Origin of the sequence: Dialister sp. i34-0019-2H8 (genome assembly GCF_042846925.1) — a bacterium.
Taxonomy (GTDB): Bacteria; Bacillota; Negativicutes; order Veillonellales; family Dialisteraceae; genus Dialister.
In genome coordinates, this window is record NZ_BAABYQ010000001.1 from 782,411 (window position 1) to 798,134 (window position 15,724).

General features: G+C 53.0%; 17 protein-coding genes. 16 read left to right on the forward strand and 1 reads right to left on the reverse strand.

Features of this window, described 5'->3' with window-relative positions; translation table 11 throughout:
- Nucleotides 1–487: 487 nt before the first annotated feature.
- The 10 genes from ACGG9R_RS03185 to ACGG9R_RS03230 all read left to right on the forward strand — a co-directional run bounded on the left by ACGG9R_RS03185 (nucleotide 488) and on the right by ACGG9R_RS03230 (nucleotide 8,249).
- Entirely contained in the window at nucleotides 488–658 is a 171-nt protein-coding gene (locus ACGG9R_RS03185; protein ID WP_390151362.1) for a hypothetical protein, read from the forward strand.
- Between the two features lie 262 nt (nucleotides 659–920).
- A complete protein-coding gene (locus tag ACGG9R_RS03190) occupies nucleotides 921–1,412 on the forward strand; it encodes a YajQ family cyclic di-GMP-binding protein (protein WP_022106878.1) in 492 nt (163 codons plus the stop codon).
- A 126-nt stretch (nucleotides 1,413–1,538) separates the two neighbouring features.
- Nucleotides 1,539–2,654, forward strand: a complete 1,116-nt coding sequence (cbiD, locus tag ACGG9R_RS03195) for a cobalt-precorrin-5B (C(1))-methyltransferase CbiD (protein ID WP_390151366.1) — start codon at nucleotides 1,539–1,541, stop codon at nucleotides 2,652–2,654.
- Complete coding sequence (gene cbiE / locus ACGG9R_RS03200; RefSeq protein ID WP_390151369.1) at nucleotides 2,639–3,265, forward strand: precorrin-6y C5,15-methyltransferase (decarboxylating) subunit CbiE; 627 nt, start codon at nucleotides 2,639–2,641, stop codon at nucleotides 3,263–3,265. Before cbiD ends, cbiE begins: the two co-directional genes overlap by 16 nt.
- Nucleotides 3,266–3,835 (forward strand): precorrin-6Y C5,15-methyltransferase (decarboxylating) subunit CbiT, encoded by a 570-nt coding sequence (gene cbiT, locus ACGG9R_RS03205; protein WP_390151372.1) that lies wholly within the window; start codon nucleotides 3,266–3,268, stop codon nucleotides 3,833–3,835. It begins immediately after the preceding gene.
- Between the two features lie 13 nt (nucleotides 3,836–3,848).
- A complete protein-coding gene (gene cobM, locus ACGG9R_RS03210) occupies nucleotides 3,849–4,625 on the forward strand; it encodes a precorrin-4 C(11)-methyltransferase (protein WP_022106882.1) in 777 nt (258 codons plus the stop codon).
- Nucleotides 4,626–5,022: 397 nt separating this feature from the next.
- A complete protein-coding gene (locus ACGG9R_RS03215; RefSeq protein WP_390151376.1) occupies nucleotides 5,023–6,117 on the forward strand; it encodes a cobalt-precorrin 5A hydrolase in 1,095 nt (364 codons plus the stop codon).
- Nucleotides 6,114–6,803 (forward strand): precorrin-3B C(17)-methyltransferase, encoded by a 690-nt coding sequence (cobJ, locus tag ACGG9R_RS03220; RefSeq protein WP_022106885.1) that lies wholly within the window; start codon nucleotides 6,114–6,116, stop codon nucleotides 6,801–6,803. Before ACGG9R_RS03215 ends, cobJ begins: the two co-directional genes overlap by 4 nt.
- The gene (gene cobK / locus ACGG9R_RS03225; protein ID WP_390151379.1) at nucleotides 6,800–7,609 is read left to right on the forward strand and encodes a precorrin-6A reductase; all 810 of its coding nucleotides are present in this window, start codon (nucleotides 6,800–6,802) and stop codon (nucleotides 7,607–7,609) included. The genes cobJ and cobK overlap by 4 nt, the downstream gene beginning before the upstream one ends.
- Nucleotides 7,587–8,249, forward strand: coding sequence for a precorrin-8X methylmutase (locus tag ACGG9R_RS03230; RefSeq protein ID WP_390151382.1), 663 nt, complete (start codon nucleotides 7,587–7,589; stop codon nucleotides 8,247–8,249). The genes cobK and ACGG9R_RS03230 overlap by 23 nt, the downstream gene beginning before the upstream one ends.
- Before the next feature lie 325 nt (nucleotides 8,250–8,574).
- On the opposite strand, the gene ACGG9R_RS03235 is transcribed toward ACGG9R_RS03230, so the two are convergent.
- Nucleotides 8,575–9,687 carry an acyltransferase gene (locus ACGG9R_RS03235; protein WP_390151385.1) on the reverse strand — a complete coding sequence of 371 codons (1,113 nt, stop codon included), beginning with the start codon at nucleotides 9,685–9,687 and terminating at the stop codon, nucleotides 8,575–8,577.
- Between the two features lie 286 nt (nucleotides 9,688–9,973).
- Between ACGG9R_RS03235 and ACGG9R_RS03240 the strand changes: the two genes are divergently transcribed.
- From ACGG9R_RS03240 to ACGG9R_RS03265, 6 genes are all read left to right on the forward strand, one after another.
- Nucleotides 9,974–10,966, forward strand: coding sequence for an ABC transporter substrate binding protein (locus tag ACGG9R_RS03240; protein ID WP_390151388.1), 993 nt, complete (start codon nucleotides 9,974–9,976; stop codon nucleotides 10,964–10,966).
- A gap of 155 nt (nucleotides 10,967–11,121) precedes the next feature.
- Nucleotides 11,122–12,162 carry an ABC transporter substrate-binding protein gene (locus ACGG9R_RS03245; protein ID WP_390151391.1) on the forward strand — a complete coding sequence of 347 codons (1,041 nt, stop codon included), beginning with the start codon at nucleotides 11,122–11,124 and terminating at the stop codon, nucleotides 12,160–12,162.
- A 129-nt stretch (nucleotides 12,163–12,291) separates the two neighbouring features.
- Nucleotides 12,292–13,167 (forward strand): ABC transporter permease, encoded by an 876-nt coding sequence (locus ACGG9R_RS03250; protein ID WP_022106189.1) that lies wholly within the window; start codon nucleotides 12,292–12,294, stop codon nucleotides 13,165–13,167.
- Nucleotides 13,168–13,177: 10 nt separating this feature from the next.
- Nucleotides 13,178–13,966, forward strand: coding sequence for an ABC transporter ATP-binding protein (locus ACGG9R_RS03255; RefSeq protein ID WP_022106190.1), 789 nt, complete (start codon nucleotides 13,178–13,180; stop codon nucleotides 13,964–13,966).
- A gap of 84 nt (nucleotides 13,967–14,050) precedes the next feature.
- Entirely contained in the window at nucleotides 14,051–14,728 is a 678-nt protein-coding gene (locus tag ACGG9R_RS03260) for a helix-turn-helix domain-containing protein (RefSeq protein WP_390151395.1), read from the forward strand.
- Entirely contained in the window at nucleotides 14,725–15,696 is a 972-nt protein-coding gene (locus tag ACGG9R_RS03265) for an IS3 family transposase (RefSeq protein ID WP_390151397.1), read from the forward strand. The genes ACGG9R_RS03260 and ACGG9R_RS03265 overlap by 4 nt, the downstream gene beginning before the upstream one ends.
- Nucleotides 15,697–15,724: the final 28 nt, after the last annotated feature.

The following is a 15,724-nucleotide window of genomic DNA, read 5'->3' on the forward strand; positions in this document are numbered from 1 at the left end:
TTTGGTTCAGGGTTCAGGGTTCAGGGTTCTCGTGGCGGCTTCGCCGCCTTTTTTAGAAGATGGTATTCTCGTATCGCAGCCTTCCCCTCTAGGGAATGCTATTAAGTTAAGCGGCAGAACGTTCTTGGCTCCCCATCGGGGGAGCTCCCCGAAGGGGTGAGGGGGCTACGTAGCGGTATTGCATGAAAGTGTTGGAATATTGATCGCATCGGACTATTCAACATAGCACGCTATACCGCTAGCATGCCCCATCTCGCTACGCTCGAAATGGCGTCTCACTGGATTTTAGCGTCGCTACGCTCCTAAAAATCCAGTTCGCTTGCACATATTGCCTTTGGCACTTCCCCGAAGGGGGAAGCAAGACGTTACGTAGCTAACGATTTCCTTAACTTAATAGCATTACCCTCTAGGGGAAGGTGCCCCGCAGGGGCGGATAGGATGACTATGGCATGAAAGACAGCTGGGATAAGGTTTCCCGGTCACTCCTATGAGAGCTGCAACTGCAAGTCTCCCGCGGCAGATGGAACGCGAAAATGAGATGATCGTTATTTCACATCGCCTTTTTGGCGTGCACTGGCGCATGGCTCTGAATGCGAGTGACTATACGGGGCGGCATAAGGGCTATCATGGCAACATCAGCGTGACATATAAGTTTTGATGGATTTTCTAAAACGGCTGGTCGGGGATCACATTTCCGGCCAGCCGTTTTGCTCCCTCGGAGCATCCGGAATGAATTGAAATTTTCAGAAATTTTCAAATTTCATAGGAAAGTATGGTACAATAATAAGGTATGTAAAAAGAAGGATGAGGCAGCGGTATTCCTATATTGCTCATCGGGGAAGGCTCTCATTCGATTCCCAGCCTCTCTCGTCCCCAGTCCACTAGTCACAAAGTCACTACAACCCCTAAGGAGGTCTATAATGGCAAAAGATTATTCATTCGACGTGGTATGCCGCACGGATCTGCAGGAAGCGGCAAATGCTGTGAATCAGGCGTCCAAGGAGATCGGCACGCGCTATGATTTCAAGGGCAGCAAGAGCTCGGTCACGCTTGACGAGGACAAGATCACGCTGATCGGCGATGATGATTTCAAGCTGAAGCTGGTGAAGGATATCATTCATGGAAAGCTCGTAAAGCGCGGGATCTCTCTCAAGAATCTGAAGGAAGAGAAGAAGGAAGCGGCAGCTGGCGGGACGGTCCGTCAGGTACTCTCGCTGCAGAACGGGATCTCTTCGGATATGGCGAAGGATATCGTGAAGCGTGTGAAGGCTTCGAAGATCAAGGTCGCTGCCAAGATCAATGGGGATGAGGTGCGTGTATCGAGCAAGGATAAGGATTGTCTGCAGGAGTGCATCCAGTTCCTGAAGCAGCAGGACATTCCGGCGGATCTGCAGTTTGTGAATTACAGATAAGAAGGCTCTGCGGGGGCAAGGGCTTTCACAGGTGTGACGAGGCTCAGCTTTGAATGGCGCGGCGTCGCATTTGCCTTGCACCGTGAACCGAATGAACCCGCTGAACCTTTATGTATGGGAGGAGTTATGAACGCAGAGGAAATGATGGCGAAGACGCTCCGGGAAGGGCATACCACCGGCGCAACGGCGACGGGGGCGATGAAGGCAGCGATCCTGGCTATGCGAGGAGAATTTCCAAAGCAGGTGACGGTCCTTTCGCCGCAGCGCACGGAGCTCACGATCCCGGTGGAGTCTGCCGAGGCACATGGGCGGACGGGTATCGCGACTTGCCTTAAGGATGCGGGCGATGACCTGGACTGTACACATGGGACGCCGATCGTCGTGACGGTGGAGCTGGTGGATACGCCGGGTCTTACGCTCCGTGCGGGGAAGGGCGTAGGTACGGTGACGAAACCGGGGCTGCAGGTGAAGGTGGGACGACCCGCCATCAACCCGGGCCCGCAGATCATGCTGCGTTATGTGTATGAGGAGCTCATCGGCAAGGATCATGGCTGCATCGTGACGGTTTCTATCCCGAAAGGGGAGGAGCTGGCAAAGCAGACGCTGAATCCTTCGCTGGGTATCGTCGGCGGGATCTCGGTCCTGGGAACGACAGGGATCGTGAAGCCAATGAGCGAGGAGGCGTACAAGAAGTCGCTGGCACCGCAGGTGCCGGTGGTCTATGCGAGCGGGATCCGCACGGCGGTCCTTTGTCCCGGCCGTATCGGTGAGACAGCAGCGAAGATCATGGGGATTCCAGCGGATGCGATCATCGAGACGAGCAATTACATCGGCTTCATGATGGAGCAGTGCATCGCAGGCGGTTTCCAAAAGATGCTGCTCATCGGCCATATGGGAAAGCTGGTCAAGGTGGCGTCAGGCAGCTTCCATACGTACAATCGCAATAGTGACGGTCGTATGGAGACGATGGCGGCGTATGCGGCCATGAATGGGGCATCGACAGATACGGTGCGTGAGATCATGTGCTGTACGACGACGGATGGCGCGGCAGCGGTCGTGCATCGGGAAGGACTGGATATGATTTACCAGCAGATGGCGGAGAGGGCGCAGGTGCGCTCGGAACGCTATATTTTCGGTAAGGCCAGGGTCGGCGTGATTTTTGCGGCGATGGATGGCACGGTGCAGGCAGTCAGCAACCATGCGAAGGAGATTCTGGAGGAGGAACAATGGAGCATACATTGATCGTAGCGGGGATCGGGCCGGGAGATCCGGACTATATCCTGCCGAAGGCGCAGAAAGCCATCGAGGGGGCGCATTACCTCGTGGGCGGCCGCCGCGCGCTTTCTGACTATGCGAAGCCTTCTCAGGAAACATATCCTGTGACAGGCAAGCTCTCTTTGCTGGCGGACTGGCTGGAGGAGGCGCTTAAGAAGGATGATGTCGTCGTCATGGTGAGCGGGGATCCGGGCTATTACAGTCTGCTTCCGTGGCTCAAGAAGCGGTTTCCGGAGCATCCGATCGAAGTCATCCCGGGGATTTCTTCTGTGCAGGCCTGCTTCGCTCTTGTCAAAGAACCATGGCAGGGGGCGCTGTGGCTCTCTTTCCATGGCCGCGTGCCGGAAGAGAAGGATACGTCATATTTGCCCGGACGAAAGCTCGCCTTTCTGACGGATCATGAGCACAATCCAGCCTATATCGCGAGATACCTGATGGAAAAGGGCTGGCCGAAGGAGACGCGCGCTGCGGCGGCCGAGCATATTTCATATGAGAATCAGCATCTTTCGGATTCGACTCTTGAGGAATTGTCGCATCTGGAAGGCTATGGTGAATCAGTCATGGTGGTGATGGGATAAATGCAGTTTGGCATCAAAGATGAGGAGTTTATTCGGGGAAAGGTACCGATGACGAAGGCTGAGATCCGTGCGATGGTCATGGTGAAGGCCGCCATTCAGCCTGGCGATATAGTGGCTGACATCGGTGCAGGGACAGGCTCTCTATCCATCGAGGCAGCGCTCTGCTGCCCCAAGGGGGCTGTGTATTCGATAGAAAGAAATCCGGAGGGGATCGAGCTGATCCGGAAAAATGCGGAAAAGTTCGGCTGTCGGAATATTCATACCATAGCCGGCACAGCGCCGGAGGCGATGGAAGGGCTGCCGAAGATGGATGTGATCATCATCGGCGGGTCTTCCGGAAATATGCATGAGATCCTGGATCGATGTGAAGCGCTGCTCGCTCCGGGCGGACGCATCATCCTTACCGCTGTCACCGTGGAAACGACGGGGGAAGTGGTGAAGGAATTCGCGGATCGTCCTTTCGAGCTGGAAGGCTTCGAAATGCAGATCAATCGACTGAGAAAACTGGGACGGTATCATCTTTATGATCCGATGAGCCCCATTTTCATATTTACAGCAATCAAACATTGAGGAGGAAGTTATTATGGGAAAATTGTATTTCATCGGCGCAGGCCCCGGAGATCCTGAGCTCATCACGGTGAAGGGACAGCGTCTCATCGCAGAGGCGGATGTCATCATCTACGCCGGCTCTCTTGTGAATCCGGAGATCCTGAAGTACGGCAGAAAAGACGCGGAGATCTACAACAGTGCGACCATGAATCTGGATGAAGTGCTGAAGGTGGAGATCGATGCGCTCAAAGCGGGCAAAATGGTGGCTCGTGTGCACACCGGCGATCCGGCCATTTACGGTGCGATCCAGGAACAGATGGACGGCCTGCGCGCAGCAGGGATCAAAGAAGATCAGTTTTGTGTCGTCCCGGGCGTCAGCTCCTTCCTTGCGACAGCAGCTGCGCTGAAACAGGAATATACCCTGCCGAGCATTTCTCAGACCGTCATCATCACCCGTATGGAAGGCCGCACACCAGTCCCGCCGAAGGAAAAGCTGGCGCTTCTTGCTGCACATCAGGCGACCATGTGCATTTTCCTCTCTGTCCAGGCGATCGATCAGGTCATGGCGACCCTGAAAGAGGGCGGCTATCCGGGCGATACCCCGGTTGCTATCGTAGCCAGAGCGACTTGGCCTGACCAGCGTATTTTCCGCGGCACCATTGATACCATCGCAGACATTCTCCATCAGGCAGGCGTCGTCCGTCAGGCCATGATCGTCGTCGGCAAGGTCCTTGATACCGATTATGAGCTCTCCAAGCTTTACGACAGCAAGTTCACCACCATGTTCCGCAAAGGCACAGATGGAGAGTAAGGATGATGGGGATGACTGTTGGTCTCATTCTTCATTCAAAACTACTTCGCAGAGTGAGGAGTTAGGAATGAGGAGTGAGGAGTGACGGTAGCGGCGCACAATTTATAAAGCGCCGCCAATAGGAGAAAGATCTACAAATGCAGAGAGAGTCGTAGGCATGTAATCATCATGAAGGTGTGTTTCTCTAACTATTTAAGGAGAATAATGACGAAGCAGTGTATAAAAATTCTTATGAAATCTGATACTCAGCGTTTCCCTAAATAAGGTCAATGTACAGATCAATATTTGCGGCGCTATATTATTTTTGCGCCGCACCAACACTCCTAACTCCTAACTCCTAACTCCTAACTTGTAATAAGAGAAGCGAGAGCCAATATCATTTTCTGGAGTTTATCGTATGAAGTACGCTATTGTTTCTGTATCCAAAGAAGGAGCCCAGCTGGGGGTGCGCGTGAAGGCGGGCATTTCCGGTGAGGGGACTCTGTATGAAAGAAAAGACGGTGCGAGCGGCAAAGAAGCCGTGTATTTTACCCGCACGCTTGCGCTCACGGCGGATATCTTCTCCCGCTATGATGGGATCCTTTTCATCATGGCCTCCGGCATTGCGGTCCGCGCTATCGCAGCGCATGTAGTGAGCAAGGCGTCCGACCCTGCGGTACTTGTCATGGATGAGTGCGGGAAACATTGTATTTCCCTTCTCTCCGGACACCTCGGCGGGGCGAATGCCTGGGCAAGAGAAGTCTCGGCGGCAGTGGGAGCCGATCCCGTCATCACGACGGCGACCGATGTCCATGACCGCCGCGCGCCGGATGATATCGCCCGCGAGCTGATGATGCGTGTCGAGCCGCTTGCGGCCTTGAAGCCTGTGAATACCGTCATCGCAGCAGGGCGCACATTCCGATGGTTTCTGGATGAGAGCGTCGAAGGGAGCGCATCCATAGCGACGCGCCTCAAAGAGAAAGGGATCCGCACGGAGCCCTTAGACCGACTGGATGCCAATGCGTTTGACGCATGCGCCATCATTACCGAAAAAACGATCACTGTGAAGAAGCCTTTCGTCTGCCTTCGTCCGAAGAATCTTTTCGTTGGCATCGGATGCAAGCGCGGCACCTCCGAAGAGCTGGTGCAGAGCGCATTCACCGCAGCACTTGCTCAGGCAGGGGCTTACCCGTACCAGGTAGCATCGCTTGCGAGCGTCGATGCGAAAGCGGATGAAAAGGGCTTGCTTGATTTTGCCAGTTCCATGCATCTTCCGATCCATTTTTACAAGGCAGAGGAGCTTAAAAAGATCGCGGAAGAGTATCATTTAGAAAGTTCAAAATTTGTAGAGAAAACGATAGGAGTGGGAAACGTATGTCAATCAGCAGCGTTAATGGAATCAATGAAGGGAAAAACGCTTCTGCCGAAAACGAAGTTTGTCAGTGCCACGGTGGCGATCGCCCTGGGACTATCCGGGTCATCGGCATTGGACCGGGCCATGAAGAAGAAATGACGCCGAAGGCCATCAAGGCCATGGAAGCTTCCGATATCATCGTGGGATATAACACCTACATTGCTCTCGTGAAAGACCTCATCAAGGACAAAGAGGTCGTCGGAAATGGCATGCGCCAGGAAGTCGATCGCTGCCAGAAGGCTGTTGATCTGGCGGCAGAAGGCCATCAGGTGGCCGTGATCTCCTCCGGTGACCCGGGCGTCTATGGCATGGCCGGCCTTGTGCTCGAGCTCATCCAGAAGCTGCCGAAGGAAGCGCGTCCGGAGTGCGAGGTCATCCCGGGACTCACGGCAGCAAATACCTCTGCTGCGGCGCTCGGCGCTCCGCTCATGCATGACTATGCCGTCATCAGTCTTTCTGACCTCATGACCCCATGGGAACAGATCAAAAACAGAGCGAAGCTCGCCGCGGAAGGTGACTTCGTCATCGCCATCTACAATCCAAAGAGCCGCGGCCGCGCGACCTACCTCGATGAGATCCGCGATATCGTGCTTCAGTATAGAAAGCCGGAAACACCGGTAGGCATCGTCAGAAAAGCAGGACGTCCGGGCATGAACTGGACGATCTCCACACTGGAAAAACTGCCGGAAGAACATGTAGACATGCAGTCCACCGTCATCATCGGCAAGAGCACCACCTTCGTCGCTGACGGAAAAATGATCACACCAAGAGGATACAAAGCATGATCTGGATCATTTCCGGAACACAGGACGGCCGAGAAATCGGCGCTGCACTCGCAGACCGAGAACAGTCCAAGCCGGAGGGGGAGCGCCGTGAGATCCTTATGACCGTTGTCAGCCAGTACGGTAAAGTGCTCGCCGCACATAAAGGGCTCGACATCGAAGTAGGGCGTTTCCGGGAAGAAGACATGCTCCGTGTCATCAGGGAAAAGGGGATCTCGCTCATCCTTGATGCGAGCCATCCCTATGCAGCGATCGTTTCTGAGACGGCCCGCGCGGCCTGTACCAAGGCAGGGATCGACTATGTACGCTACGAGCGCGCGGAGATCCCGCTCCCTGACTATGACAAGCTCTATCACGCGAAAGATGAATTCGAAGCGGCAGATCTTGCCGGTCAGCTTGGAAAGAGTATCCTTTTGACGACCGGCTCCAAGACGCTTGCCACCTTCGTAGGGGCGAAAGCGCTGGAAGGCAAGGAGATCTGGGCGCGTGTGCTGCCGACATCGAATGTGATCAAAATGTGTGAAGACCTCGGCATGAGAGCCAAGTACATTCTCGCCCTGCAGGGCCCCTTCTCCTATGAAATGAATCTTGCCATGATTCATGACTATCACGCTGATGTGATGGTCACCAAGAACAGCGGTCTCATCGGCGGCAGCGATACGAAACTCAAAGCCGCGATGGACGCTGGGATTTCCGTCATCGTTATCGATAAACCGAAAGCAAAACTGGACGGCGCTGTGGTCTTCTCGACCGTAGAAGGCGTCCTCAACTATATGGAGGAAAACTATGGATTTCATCAAGAGCCCTAAGGCCATCGAAGATAAAAGTATGGATCTCATCAATCCATTCATCATGGACATCGACCTCACACCGGAAGAAGTGACGGTCTATTCCCGTATGATTCACGCCTCCGGCGACGTAGACTACGGGCATCTCATCCAGACCAGCAAAGGCGCTGTCGCTGCCGGTATCGAAGCGCTCGCCAAGGGCTGCAACATCTATACCGATGTGAATATGGTCAAAGCAGGGATCAATAAGAATGCCCTGCATGCACTCGGCAGTGAGGTATTCTGCCGCGTATCCGATCCGGAAATCGCAGCCATTGCCAAAGAGAAAGGCATCGCCCGCTCCATGGCAGCGATGAACTCCTTTGGCACCGATCTCAATGGCTCTATCATCGCCGTCGGAAATGCTCCGACCGCTCTCTACGAAGCCATCCGCATGGTCGAAGAAGATGGCATCAAACCGGCACTGATCATCGGCATCCCTGTCGGCTTCGTCGGCGCAGCTGACTCGAAGGAGCAGCTTGTCCGTCGTGCGCCCTGCCCCTTCATCACTGTCCGTGGCACCAAGGGCGGCAGCTCCATCGTCGCCTCCTGCGTCAATGCACTGATGTACAATCTGGTAAAGCGCAACAACAATATGCTCTTTGTCGAAGGTAAGAAATAGAACTCGTCAAAAGCGCGAAAAAAGGAGCTGTGAAGAAATGAGGATTCATTTCTTCACAGCTCCTTTTTACTTTCATTTGGTTCAGGGTTCAGGTGGCGGCTTCGCCGCCTTTTTTTAGAAGATTGCATTCTCGTATCGCAGCCTTCCCCTCTAGGGGAAGGTGCCCCACAGGGGCGGATAGGGTGACTATGGTATGAAAGACAGCTGGGATAAGGTTTTTCCAGGTCACTCCTATGAGAGTTGCAAGTCCCCCGCGGCAACACGTTTTATGGGGGGACTGGGTTTCCCATTGAGCATGCATCACCTATAGGACCTGCGGGATTCATCAGATCAGTTTTCTGAAATATGGGATCTTCTTGATTCCCCACGTCAGCACCACACCGAGTGCGTAGGCAAGGGTGATCCAGATGACGGCATCGAAGAAGGGGAAGCGGTAGAGATAGACCAGAAGAACGCGGGAGAGGATGATGTGTGTGAGATTTCTTGTGATTTCTTCGAAGAGCATGACGCCGAACGAGATGCCTCCGAGGAAGACGAGGCGGTGAGACCAAGCATCGGAGATGTGGTGGGTCATGAAGTACCAGCGGGTGAGGCAAAAGACGAAGGCGGTATTCAGGAAGAGGAAGGAGTCGTAGAAGCGCTCGGAGATGGCTTCCGTCATGCCGCCGGCGCATACGCCGTGGTAGTAGGTCATGAAGCCGGCTATGGCGGTGCCGATGATGGCAATAAGTCCCAATCTTGCAAGATTTCTCTTCGTCAGCCATGTGTCGGGAAGTACATGTTCGATCCAGTAGCCCATGAGGAAGTAGAAAGACGGCTCGCTGATCGCGAGGAGCGGGTTTACAAAGTAGTTCATCTCCGCGCTGCCCTTGAAAATGAGAAAGGAAATGACAGGCACGCAGCCAACGAAGAAAAGATTGAGCCCGATGAGGTAGAGATAGAGATCCTCCGTCATGGCCTTCACCAGTTTTCTCCAGATGGGGAGCATCAGGAGAAAGCCGATATATATGTATAAAAAATAATAAGCGGTTGCCATCTGCGAGGAGTAGAGCATCGTGAAGAATTTCGCGATGTGACCAAGGATCGTGAGGGGAAGATTGTGGTAGAACCAGACATAGTTGATGAGAGAGAAGACAAAGATGACCTGAAGGAAGCGCCAGATGCGTTTCTTGAAGATGGTGGAGATCGGCTCTTCGCGTCCCAGGAGCAGTGCGCCCGAGATCATGAAAAAGATAGGCACCGCGGTCTTTACCCAGAAGGGGACGGCGAGGTAGAAAGGATAAAAGAGCGACTCGGGGCGGTGAATGAAAATAGAGAAACCTTCGGTCGCACTATGGGTGAACATGACCAGCCAGATGCAGAGGAAGCGCAAAAATTCGATGTGGAGCAGCTTCTTTTTGGCGGGTTTGGACGTCGGTGTGGGGGTATCATTTGTCATGGGAAAACCTTCTTTGCTAATATATTTGCGGCTTAATCATACCATGAATGGGGAGGAGGGGAAAGGGCTTTGGGAGCAGGGCTTGTAAGTCGGCTTCCTATGAACGAATGGCTTCCCCATGCCGTAAGCCCCATTTCTCTTTCCAAATCTATGCCCGTGTGTTATAATTTCTTTAACCCAATGCATAGTACAAGACGCAACCGCTGGTGAGCAAGACGTAGGATGGTATTTTCGGAGGCGGATGGAGGGTCATGTGCTTGCAAAATAGAAATGGAGGAAAAGTAGAATGGCAGGTAAAAAATGGAAGAAAATTTTGGCGGCAGGTCTTTGCGGGCTGATGGCTGCGGGTCTCATCGCAGGCTGCGGCGGCAGTGACGGCGGCAAGAGCGATGCGAAGATGAAGGTCGGGGTGGTACAGATCGTGCAGCACCCGGCACTGGATGAGTCGAACAAAGGCTTTGTCGATGCACTGAATGAACAGGGGCTCAAGGACAAGGTCGATATCGATCAGCAGAATGCCCAGGGCGACCAGTCGAATCTACGCTCGATCGCCAATCGCTTCGTTTCAGGAAACTACAACTTGATCTGTGCGATCTCTACACCGGCAGCGCAGACGATGGCGAATGCGACGGACAAGATCCCGATCATTTGTACGGCGATCGCTGATTTCGAAAATGCGAAACTCATGAAGTCGGAAAAAGCGCCGGACAGCAATATCACAGGAACCCACGACAGAGGTCCGCTGGATAAGCAGGTGGCACTCATTCATGAGATCCAGCCGAATGCAAAGAAAGTCGGTATCATTTACAATTCCAGTGAAATCAACTCCGTCATTCAGGCCGATCGTCTGAAAAAGGCTTGCCAGCCGCTTGGCATCGAAGTCGTCGAGCTCACGGTGAACTCGGTGAATGATGTGCAGCAGGTGGCTGAGGGCTTCCTTGGAGGCAAGGTCGATGCGATCTTCGTTCCGACGGATAATATCATCGCTTCATCCATTCCGACACTGATGGCCGTCGCAAATAAGGAAAAGATCCCGGTCTATGGCGCAGAGGTGGGGCATGTGAAGTCCGGCGTCCTTGCTTCGGAATCTATCAGCTTCTATGACATTGGTCATAGAGCAGGTGAGATGGCAGCAGAGATCCTGAAGGGCAATAAAAAGGTCAAGGATTTCCCTGTCGAAGGCGCTGACAAATCGAAACTTTACATCAATAAAGCAGAAATGGAAACGCTTGGCATCACCATCCCGCAGTCGGTTCTGGACCGCGCGGAAATGATGTAGTAGTAAGGAAACGCTGAATTACCTTAAGCAGGCATTTGCCGGGAGATACGGTTTGCATGTTCCCGGTGTATAAGTAAGGCATACAAAGGAGTAACCTTTTCCGTGAAAGAGGAAGAGGTTACTTTTCCTTGTATAAAAGAGAAAGGAAAACCTCATTGGCTTCGAAACTGAAACAGCTGTGGTGGCTCATGCTCATTTTCGCCATCTGCAATATCGCGATGGCTATTCTCCTCTATCATGACAGACCGGTACCTGTGGATGAAAATCCGCCGGTCCCGATCGCCAGGAAAGAAGTCTATAGCATCGGTATCCTGCAGTCGGACGATCTGCCCGAGCAGGATAAGATGCTCGAAGGCGTCATGGCGTCTCTTGAAGCCGGCGGCTATCAGGACGGAAAGAATATGAAGGTCGAGCTCGTCAAAGCAGCTGGCAGTGAACGCAAAGTGAAGAGCGCGGTGAATCAATTCGTCCGCAGCAAGAAGGATCTCATCATTGCCATCGGCACTCCATCAGCCAAGGCGGCCGCAAAGGTGACGAAGAGCATCCCTGTCGTCGGCATCGGCGTTCTTTATTTCCAGAAGGACAAAGACTTCGAAGACCATGAAAACTTCACCGGTATCAGCGACTATCCGCAGGTCGTGAATCAGGTACGGATGGCATCTCGCTTCATGAAGCTCGATCCGATGGGCGTGATTTACAATCCCAAGGATGAGGGGGCTCTAAAGCAGGTCAAGATGCTTCGCGCCGTTGCAGAACAGAAGCAGCTGAAGCTGGTGGAGATCAAGTATAACGACAGCGAAAAAGCAGGGCCGCAGTTTGAAAACCTGATCTCGCAGGTCAAATGCGTCTATATGCCGGAAGATCCGATGGTTCTTGCACACTTTGATGACATGGTGAAGATCGCCACAGACGCCTGGGTGCCGATCATTGGCGAGCAGAAGGAAATGGTTTCCCGCGGAGCAGTCCTCTCCGTGTCTCCGTCCTATTACCGCATGGGATTCTCCGGTGGGCGTATGGCCTGCTGGCTTCTTGCGGGAGAAAAGATCCCGAAGGATATCCTCATCACCAAGCAGCATGATCCGGATCTTGTCATCAACATGAGACAGGTGAATGCACTCAATATTCCACTCCCCGGTGACATCTGGCAGCGCGGCAGAAAGCTCTATCTTTATGATGGACAGCCGGCAAGACCGTAAAACAGGGCTGTTTATTGATCGTTCTCGGTCGTCCGTCACATAGGGCGTACGCCTTTAAGGGAAGTTCATCGGATGGATTTCCCTTTGATTTTATTCCGTAGCATAGCAGAAAAGGAGCATTGAATTTACATGGCAGATTTAGCATTTTCCACCGTTGCCCAGGGGCTCATGTGGTCCATCCTGGCCATCGGCGTATTTCTTTCCTTCCGCGTACTGGATGTACCGGATATGACCTGCGAAGGCAGCTTCCCGCTGGGCGGTGCTATCGCAGCATCCATGATCGCAGCTGGTGCTTCGCCATGGCTTGCCATTGCAGCCGGTGCTTTCGGCGGTCTTCTTGCCGGTATCGTGACCGGTATTCTTTACACGAAGCTCAAGATCCCGGCCATCCTGGCAGGGATCCTGACCATGATCGCGCTCTACTCGGTGAACCTGCATGTCATGGGGAAAGCGAATATTTCCCTGCTTCGTGTGGACACCATCTTCTCGACCACGGCGAGCCTCCTGCATGTGAGCAACTCTGTCGCGGCCTTCCTCGTGCCGGCAGTGCTGCTTTTCCTCTGCAGTGCTTTCATTTACTGGTTCTTCGGTACAGAGCTTGGCATGTGCATCCGCGCGACCGGGTATAATACACAGATGGTGCGCGCCCAGGGTGTAAATACCGATACCATGATCATCATCGGTCTTTTCATTTCGAATGCCCTCATCGGTCTCTGCGGCGCGGTTGTTGCACAGAACAACGGCTTTGCTGACGTAGGCATGGGCATCGGCACCATCATCATCGGGCTCGCATCCGTCATCATCGGCGAAGTTATTCTTGGCGTCGACAGCTTCTCTGCTTCTCTTGCTGCCGTCATCCTCGGCTCTGTCATTTACCGTGTGGTCATCGCTGTCGTCCTCTATATGGGCATGCCGCCGAATGACCTGAAGCTTTTTACTGCTATTATTGTTGTCCTTGCACTGGCTGCGCCAATGATCAAAGGCAAAGTCAATGTCGGAAAGTGAGGCTGATCCCATGTTAAAAGTTACCAACATCAGCAAAACCTTCTTCAAGGGCACCAGCAATGAAAAGAAAGCATTGAATGGTCTGTCGCTCACTCTGAATGACGGTGATTTTTGTACCGTCATCGGCGGCAACGGCGCGGGCAAGAGTACGCTTCTTAATGCCATCGCCGGCGCGTATATTCCCGATGCAGGGACGATCGAGATCAATGGCACGGACGTCACCCGCGTCAGCGAATACAAGAGAGCGAAGTACATCGGCCGCGTTTTCCAGGATCCGCTGAAAGGCACTGCGGCCGGCATGCAGGTCGAAGAGAATCTTCTGCTCGCTTCCCGAAGAGGGGAGAGCCGCCGCCTGAAATGGGCTTTTTCCGCCGGGGATCATGAGAAATACAGAGACATGGTGGCCCGTCTGGATCTCGGTCTGGAGGATCGCCTCGGCACCCGCATCGGACTTCTTTCCGGCGGGCAGCGCCAGGCTCTCACGCTGCTCATGGCGACCATGAAAAAACCGGACATTCTTCTCCTCGATGAACCGACAGCTGCTCTCGACCCGAAGACAGCGTCCAAGGTGCTGAAAATCACCGATGAGATCGTCACCGAACAACATCTGACGACACTGATGATCACGCACAACATGAGAGACGCGCTGAAATACGGCAACCGTCTCATCATGATGAACAGCGGTCGTATCATTGCGGATTATACACCGGAAGAAAAGAAAAATCTCACCATCGAAGATCTGCTGAAGAAATTCGAAGAGACCAGCGGTACGGTCAGTGACCGCGTCGCTTTGGGATAAAGGGAAAGCCTCTCTGCCATTGTGATATGATCCCCCTAAAGCAGACAAGGTAAATAACCAAACTGCTTTAGGGGGATTTTTTTAATGGCCAAAAGGAAACATTCAGCAGATTGGATGCTTGCCAGAGTGAGAGAATATCTTTCCGGCAAAGGATCTTACCGACAAATCGCCAGAGCGAATGGGATATCCGAGCGGAGTCTTCGTGGCTGGGTAAGGAAATACGAGAAACAGGGCGAGGCCTCTTTCATGGATAGAGCTGGGAACGCAAGCTACAGCAAGGAATTCAAGGCAAGCTGCGTCCTTGCCGTGCTACGTGGCGAGGGCAGCATTGACAACATCGTAGCAAAATACAACATTTCAAGCCGTTCCGTTCTCCGGCACTGGATGAAGCAGTATAATGACCATATAGAACTTAAGGACTACGATCCAAAACGGGAGGTCTATATGGCAGGAGCAAGAAAGAAAACATCGCTTTCGGAGCGCAAGGAGATTGTGGAGTATTGTCTATCGCATGGCAAGAACTACAAGGACACCGCTGCGCACTATGACGTTTCCTACAGTCAGGTATACGATTGGGTGAGGAAATACGTCGCTGACGGGGAAGCTGGCCTTACCGACCGGCGCGGACATCATAAAACCGACGAAGAAGTTGACGAGATGGAACGTCTCCGGCGTGAGAACCGGCGCTTGAAACGGCAGCTTGAGGAACAGGAGAGGTTGGTCTATTTCTTAAAAAAATTGAAAGCCCTGGAAGGGAGGTGAAACTTGGCAGGCTGCGCCATGCCATAACCTATGAAGCAATCCAGCAGTGCCACGCAGAAAAGGGCTGGGGCATTTGCTGGCTGTGTGGTCAGGTAGGTATTACGAGAGCATCCTATTATCAATGGCTGAAGCGAGATGTCCCAAAAGCGGAAAAAGAAAACGAGATCATCGCCCAACTGATCCAAGAGTATGATGAACGATTCCACCACATCCTGGGCTATCGGCGCATGACTGATTGGATCAATCGCCTGAACCACACGCATTACAGCAGGAACCGCATTCATCGACTCATGAAGGAGCTCAATATCCATTCCGTGATCCGGTGCAAGAAGGCAAAATACAGAAGGACCACACCAGAAGCCACATCAGAGAACATCCTTCACAGGGGTTTTCAGGCAGAACGACCGAACCAGAAGTGGGCAACGGACGTGACAGAATTCAAATGGTACGAAGGATCAGTCGTCAAAAAGCTCTATTTGAGCGCCATCCTCGATCTCTATGACCGGTCGATTGTCGCCTACGTCATAAGCGGACGCAATGACAATAAGCTGGTGTTTGACACATTTGAGCAGGCGATTCGCAAAAATCCGGAAGCACACCCGTTGTTCCACAGTGACCGGGGGTTCCAGTATACCAGTAAAGCATTCCAGTTCAAGCTCTCGAAGCAGAGGATGGAGCAATCCATGTCCCGTGTTGGGCATTGCATCGACAATTGCCCAGTGGAAGGTTTCTGGGGAATTGTGAAGACAGAGATGTATTCCCTGAATAAGTTCAGCAGCGGCGGCGAGCTGCGTTCGGCCATCGACCAATACGTCCATTTTTACAATTACGAACGTTTTCAGGAACGATTTGGAGTAAGGACGCCAATGGAAGTTCGCATGGCAGCTCTGCACGCGAAGAACCCGGAACAGTTCCCGATTGCCGAGAACAAACGGATTCAGAAATACAAAGCAAAATTCGCGGCATAACAAAATGCCGCAAATCCCATGCTGATAC

Coding starts and splice junctions, on each gene's coding strand:
- ACGG9R_RS03215 (WP_390151376.1), top strand. CDS start 5,023: ATGAAGTACGCTATTGTTTCTGTATCCAAAGAAGGAGCCCAGCTGGGG.
- cbiE (WP_390151369.1), top strand. CDS start 2,639: ATGGAGCATACATTGATCGTAGCGGGGATCGGGCCGGGAGATCCGGAC.
- ACGG9R_RS03240 (WP_390151388.1), top strand. CDS start 9,974: ATGGCAGGTAAAAAATGGAAGAAAATTTTGGCGGCAGGTCTTTGCGGG.
- cobM (WP_022106882.1), top strand. CDS start 3,849: ATGGGAAAATTGTATTTCATCGGCGCAGGCCCCGGAGATCCTGAGCTC.
- ACGG9R_RS03230 (WP_390151382.1), top strand. CDS start 7,587: ATGGATTTCATCAAGAGCCCTAAGGCCATCGAAGATAAAAGTATGGAT.
- ACGG9R_RS03185 (WP_390151362.1), top strand. CDS start 488: ATGAGAGCTGCAACTGCAAGTCTCCCGCGGCAGATGGAACGCGAAAAT.
- cobK (WP_390151379.1), top strand. CDS start 6,800: ATGATCTGGATCATTTCCGGAACACAGGACGGCCGAGAAATCGGCGCT.
- ACGG9R_RS03250 (WP_022106189.1), top strand. CDS start 12,292: ATGGCAGATTTAGCATTTTCCACCGTTGCCCAGGGGCTCATGTGGTCC.
- ACGG9R_RS03260 (WP_390151395.1), top strand. CDS start 14,051: ATGGCCAAAAGGAAACATTCAGCAGATTGGATGCTTGCCAGAGTGAGA.
- cbiD (WP_390151366.1), top strand. CDS start 1,539: ATGAACGCAGAGGAAATGATGGCGAAGACGCTCCGGGAAGGGCATACC.
- ACGG9R_RS03190 (WP_022106878.1), top strand. CDS start 921: ATGGCAAAAGATTATTCATTCGACGTGGTATGCCGCACGGATCTGCAG.
- cobJ (WP_022106885.1), top strand. CDS start 6,114: ATGACGCCGAAGGCCATCAAGGCCATGGAAGCTTCCGATATCATCGTG.
- ACGG9R_RS03255 (WP_022106190.1), top strand. CDS start 13,178: ATGTTAAAAGTTACCAACATCAGCAAAACCTTCTTCAAGGGCACCAGC.
- cbiT (WP_390151372.1), top strand. CDS start 3,266: ATGCAGTTTGGCATCAAAGATGAGGAGTTTATTCGGGGAAAGGTACCG.
- ACGG9R_RS03235 (WP_390151385.1), bottom strand. CDS start 9,687: ATGACAAATGATACCCCCACACCGACGTCCAAACCCGCCAAAAAGAAG.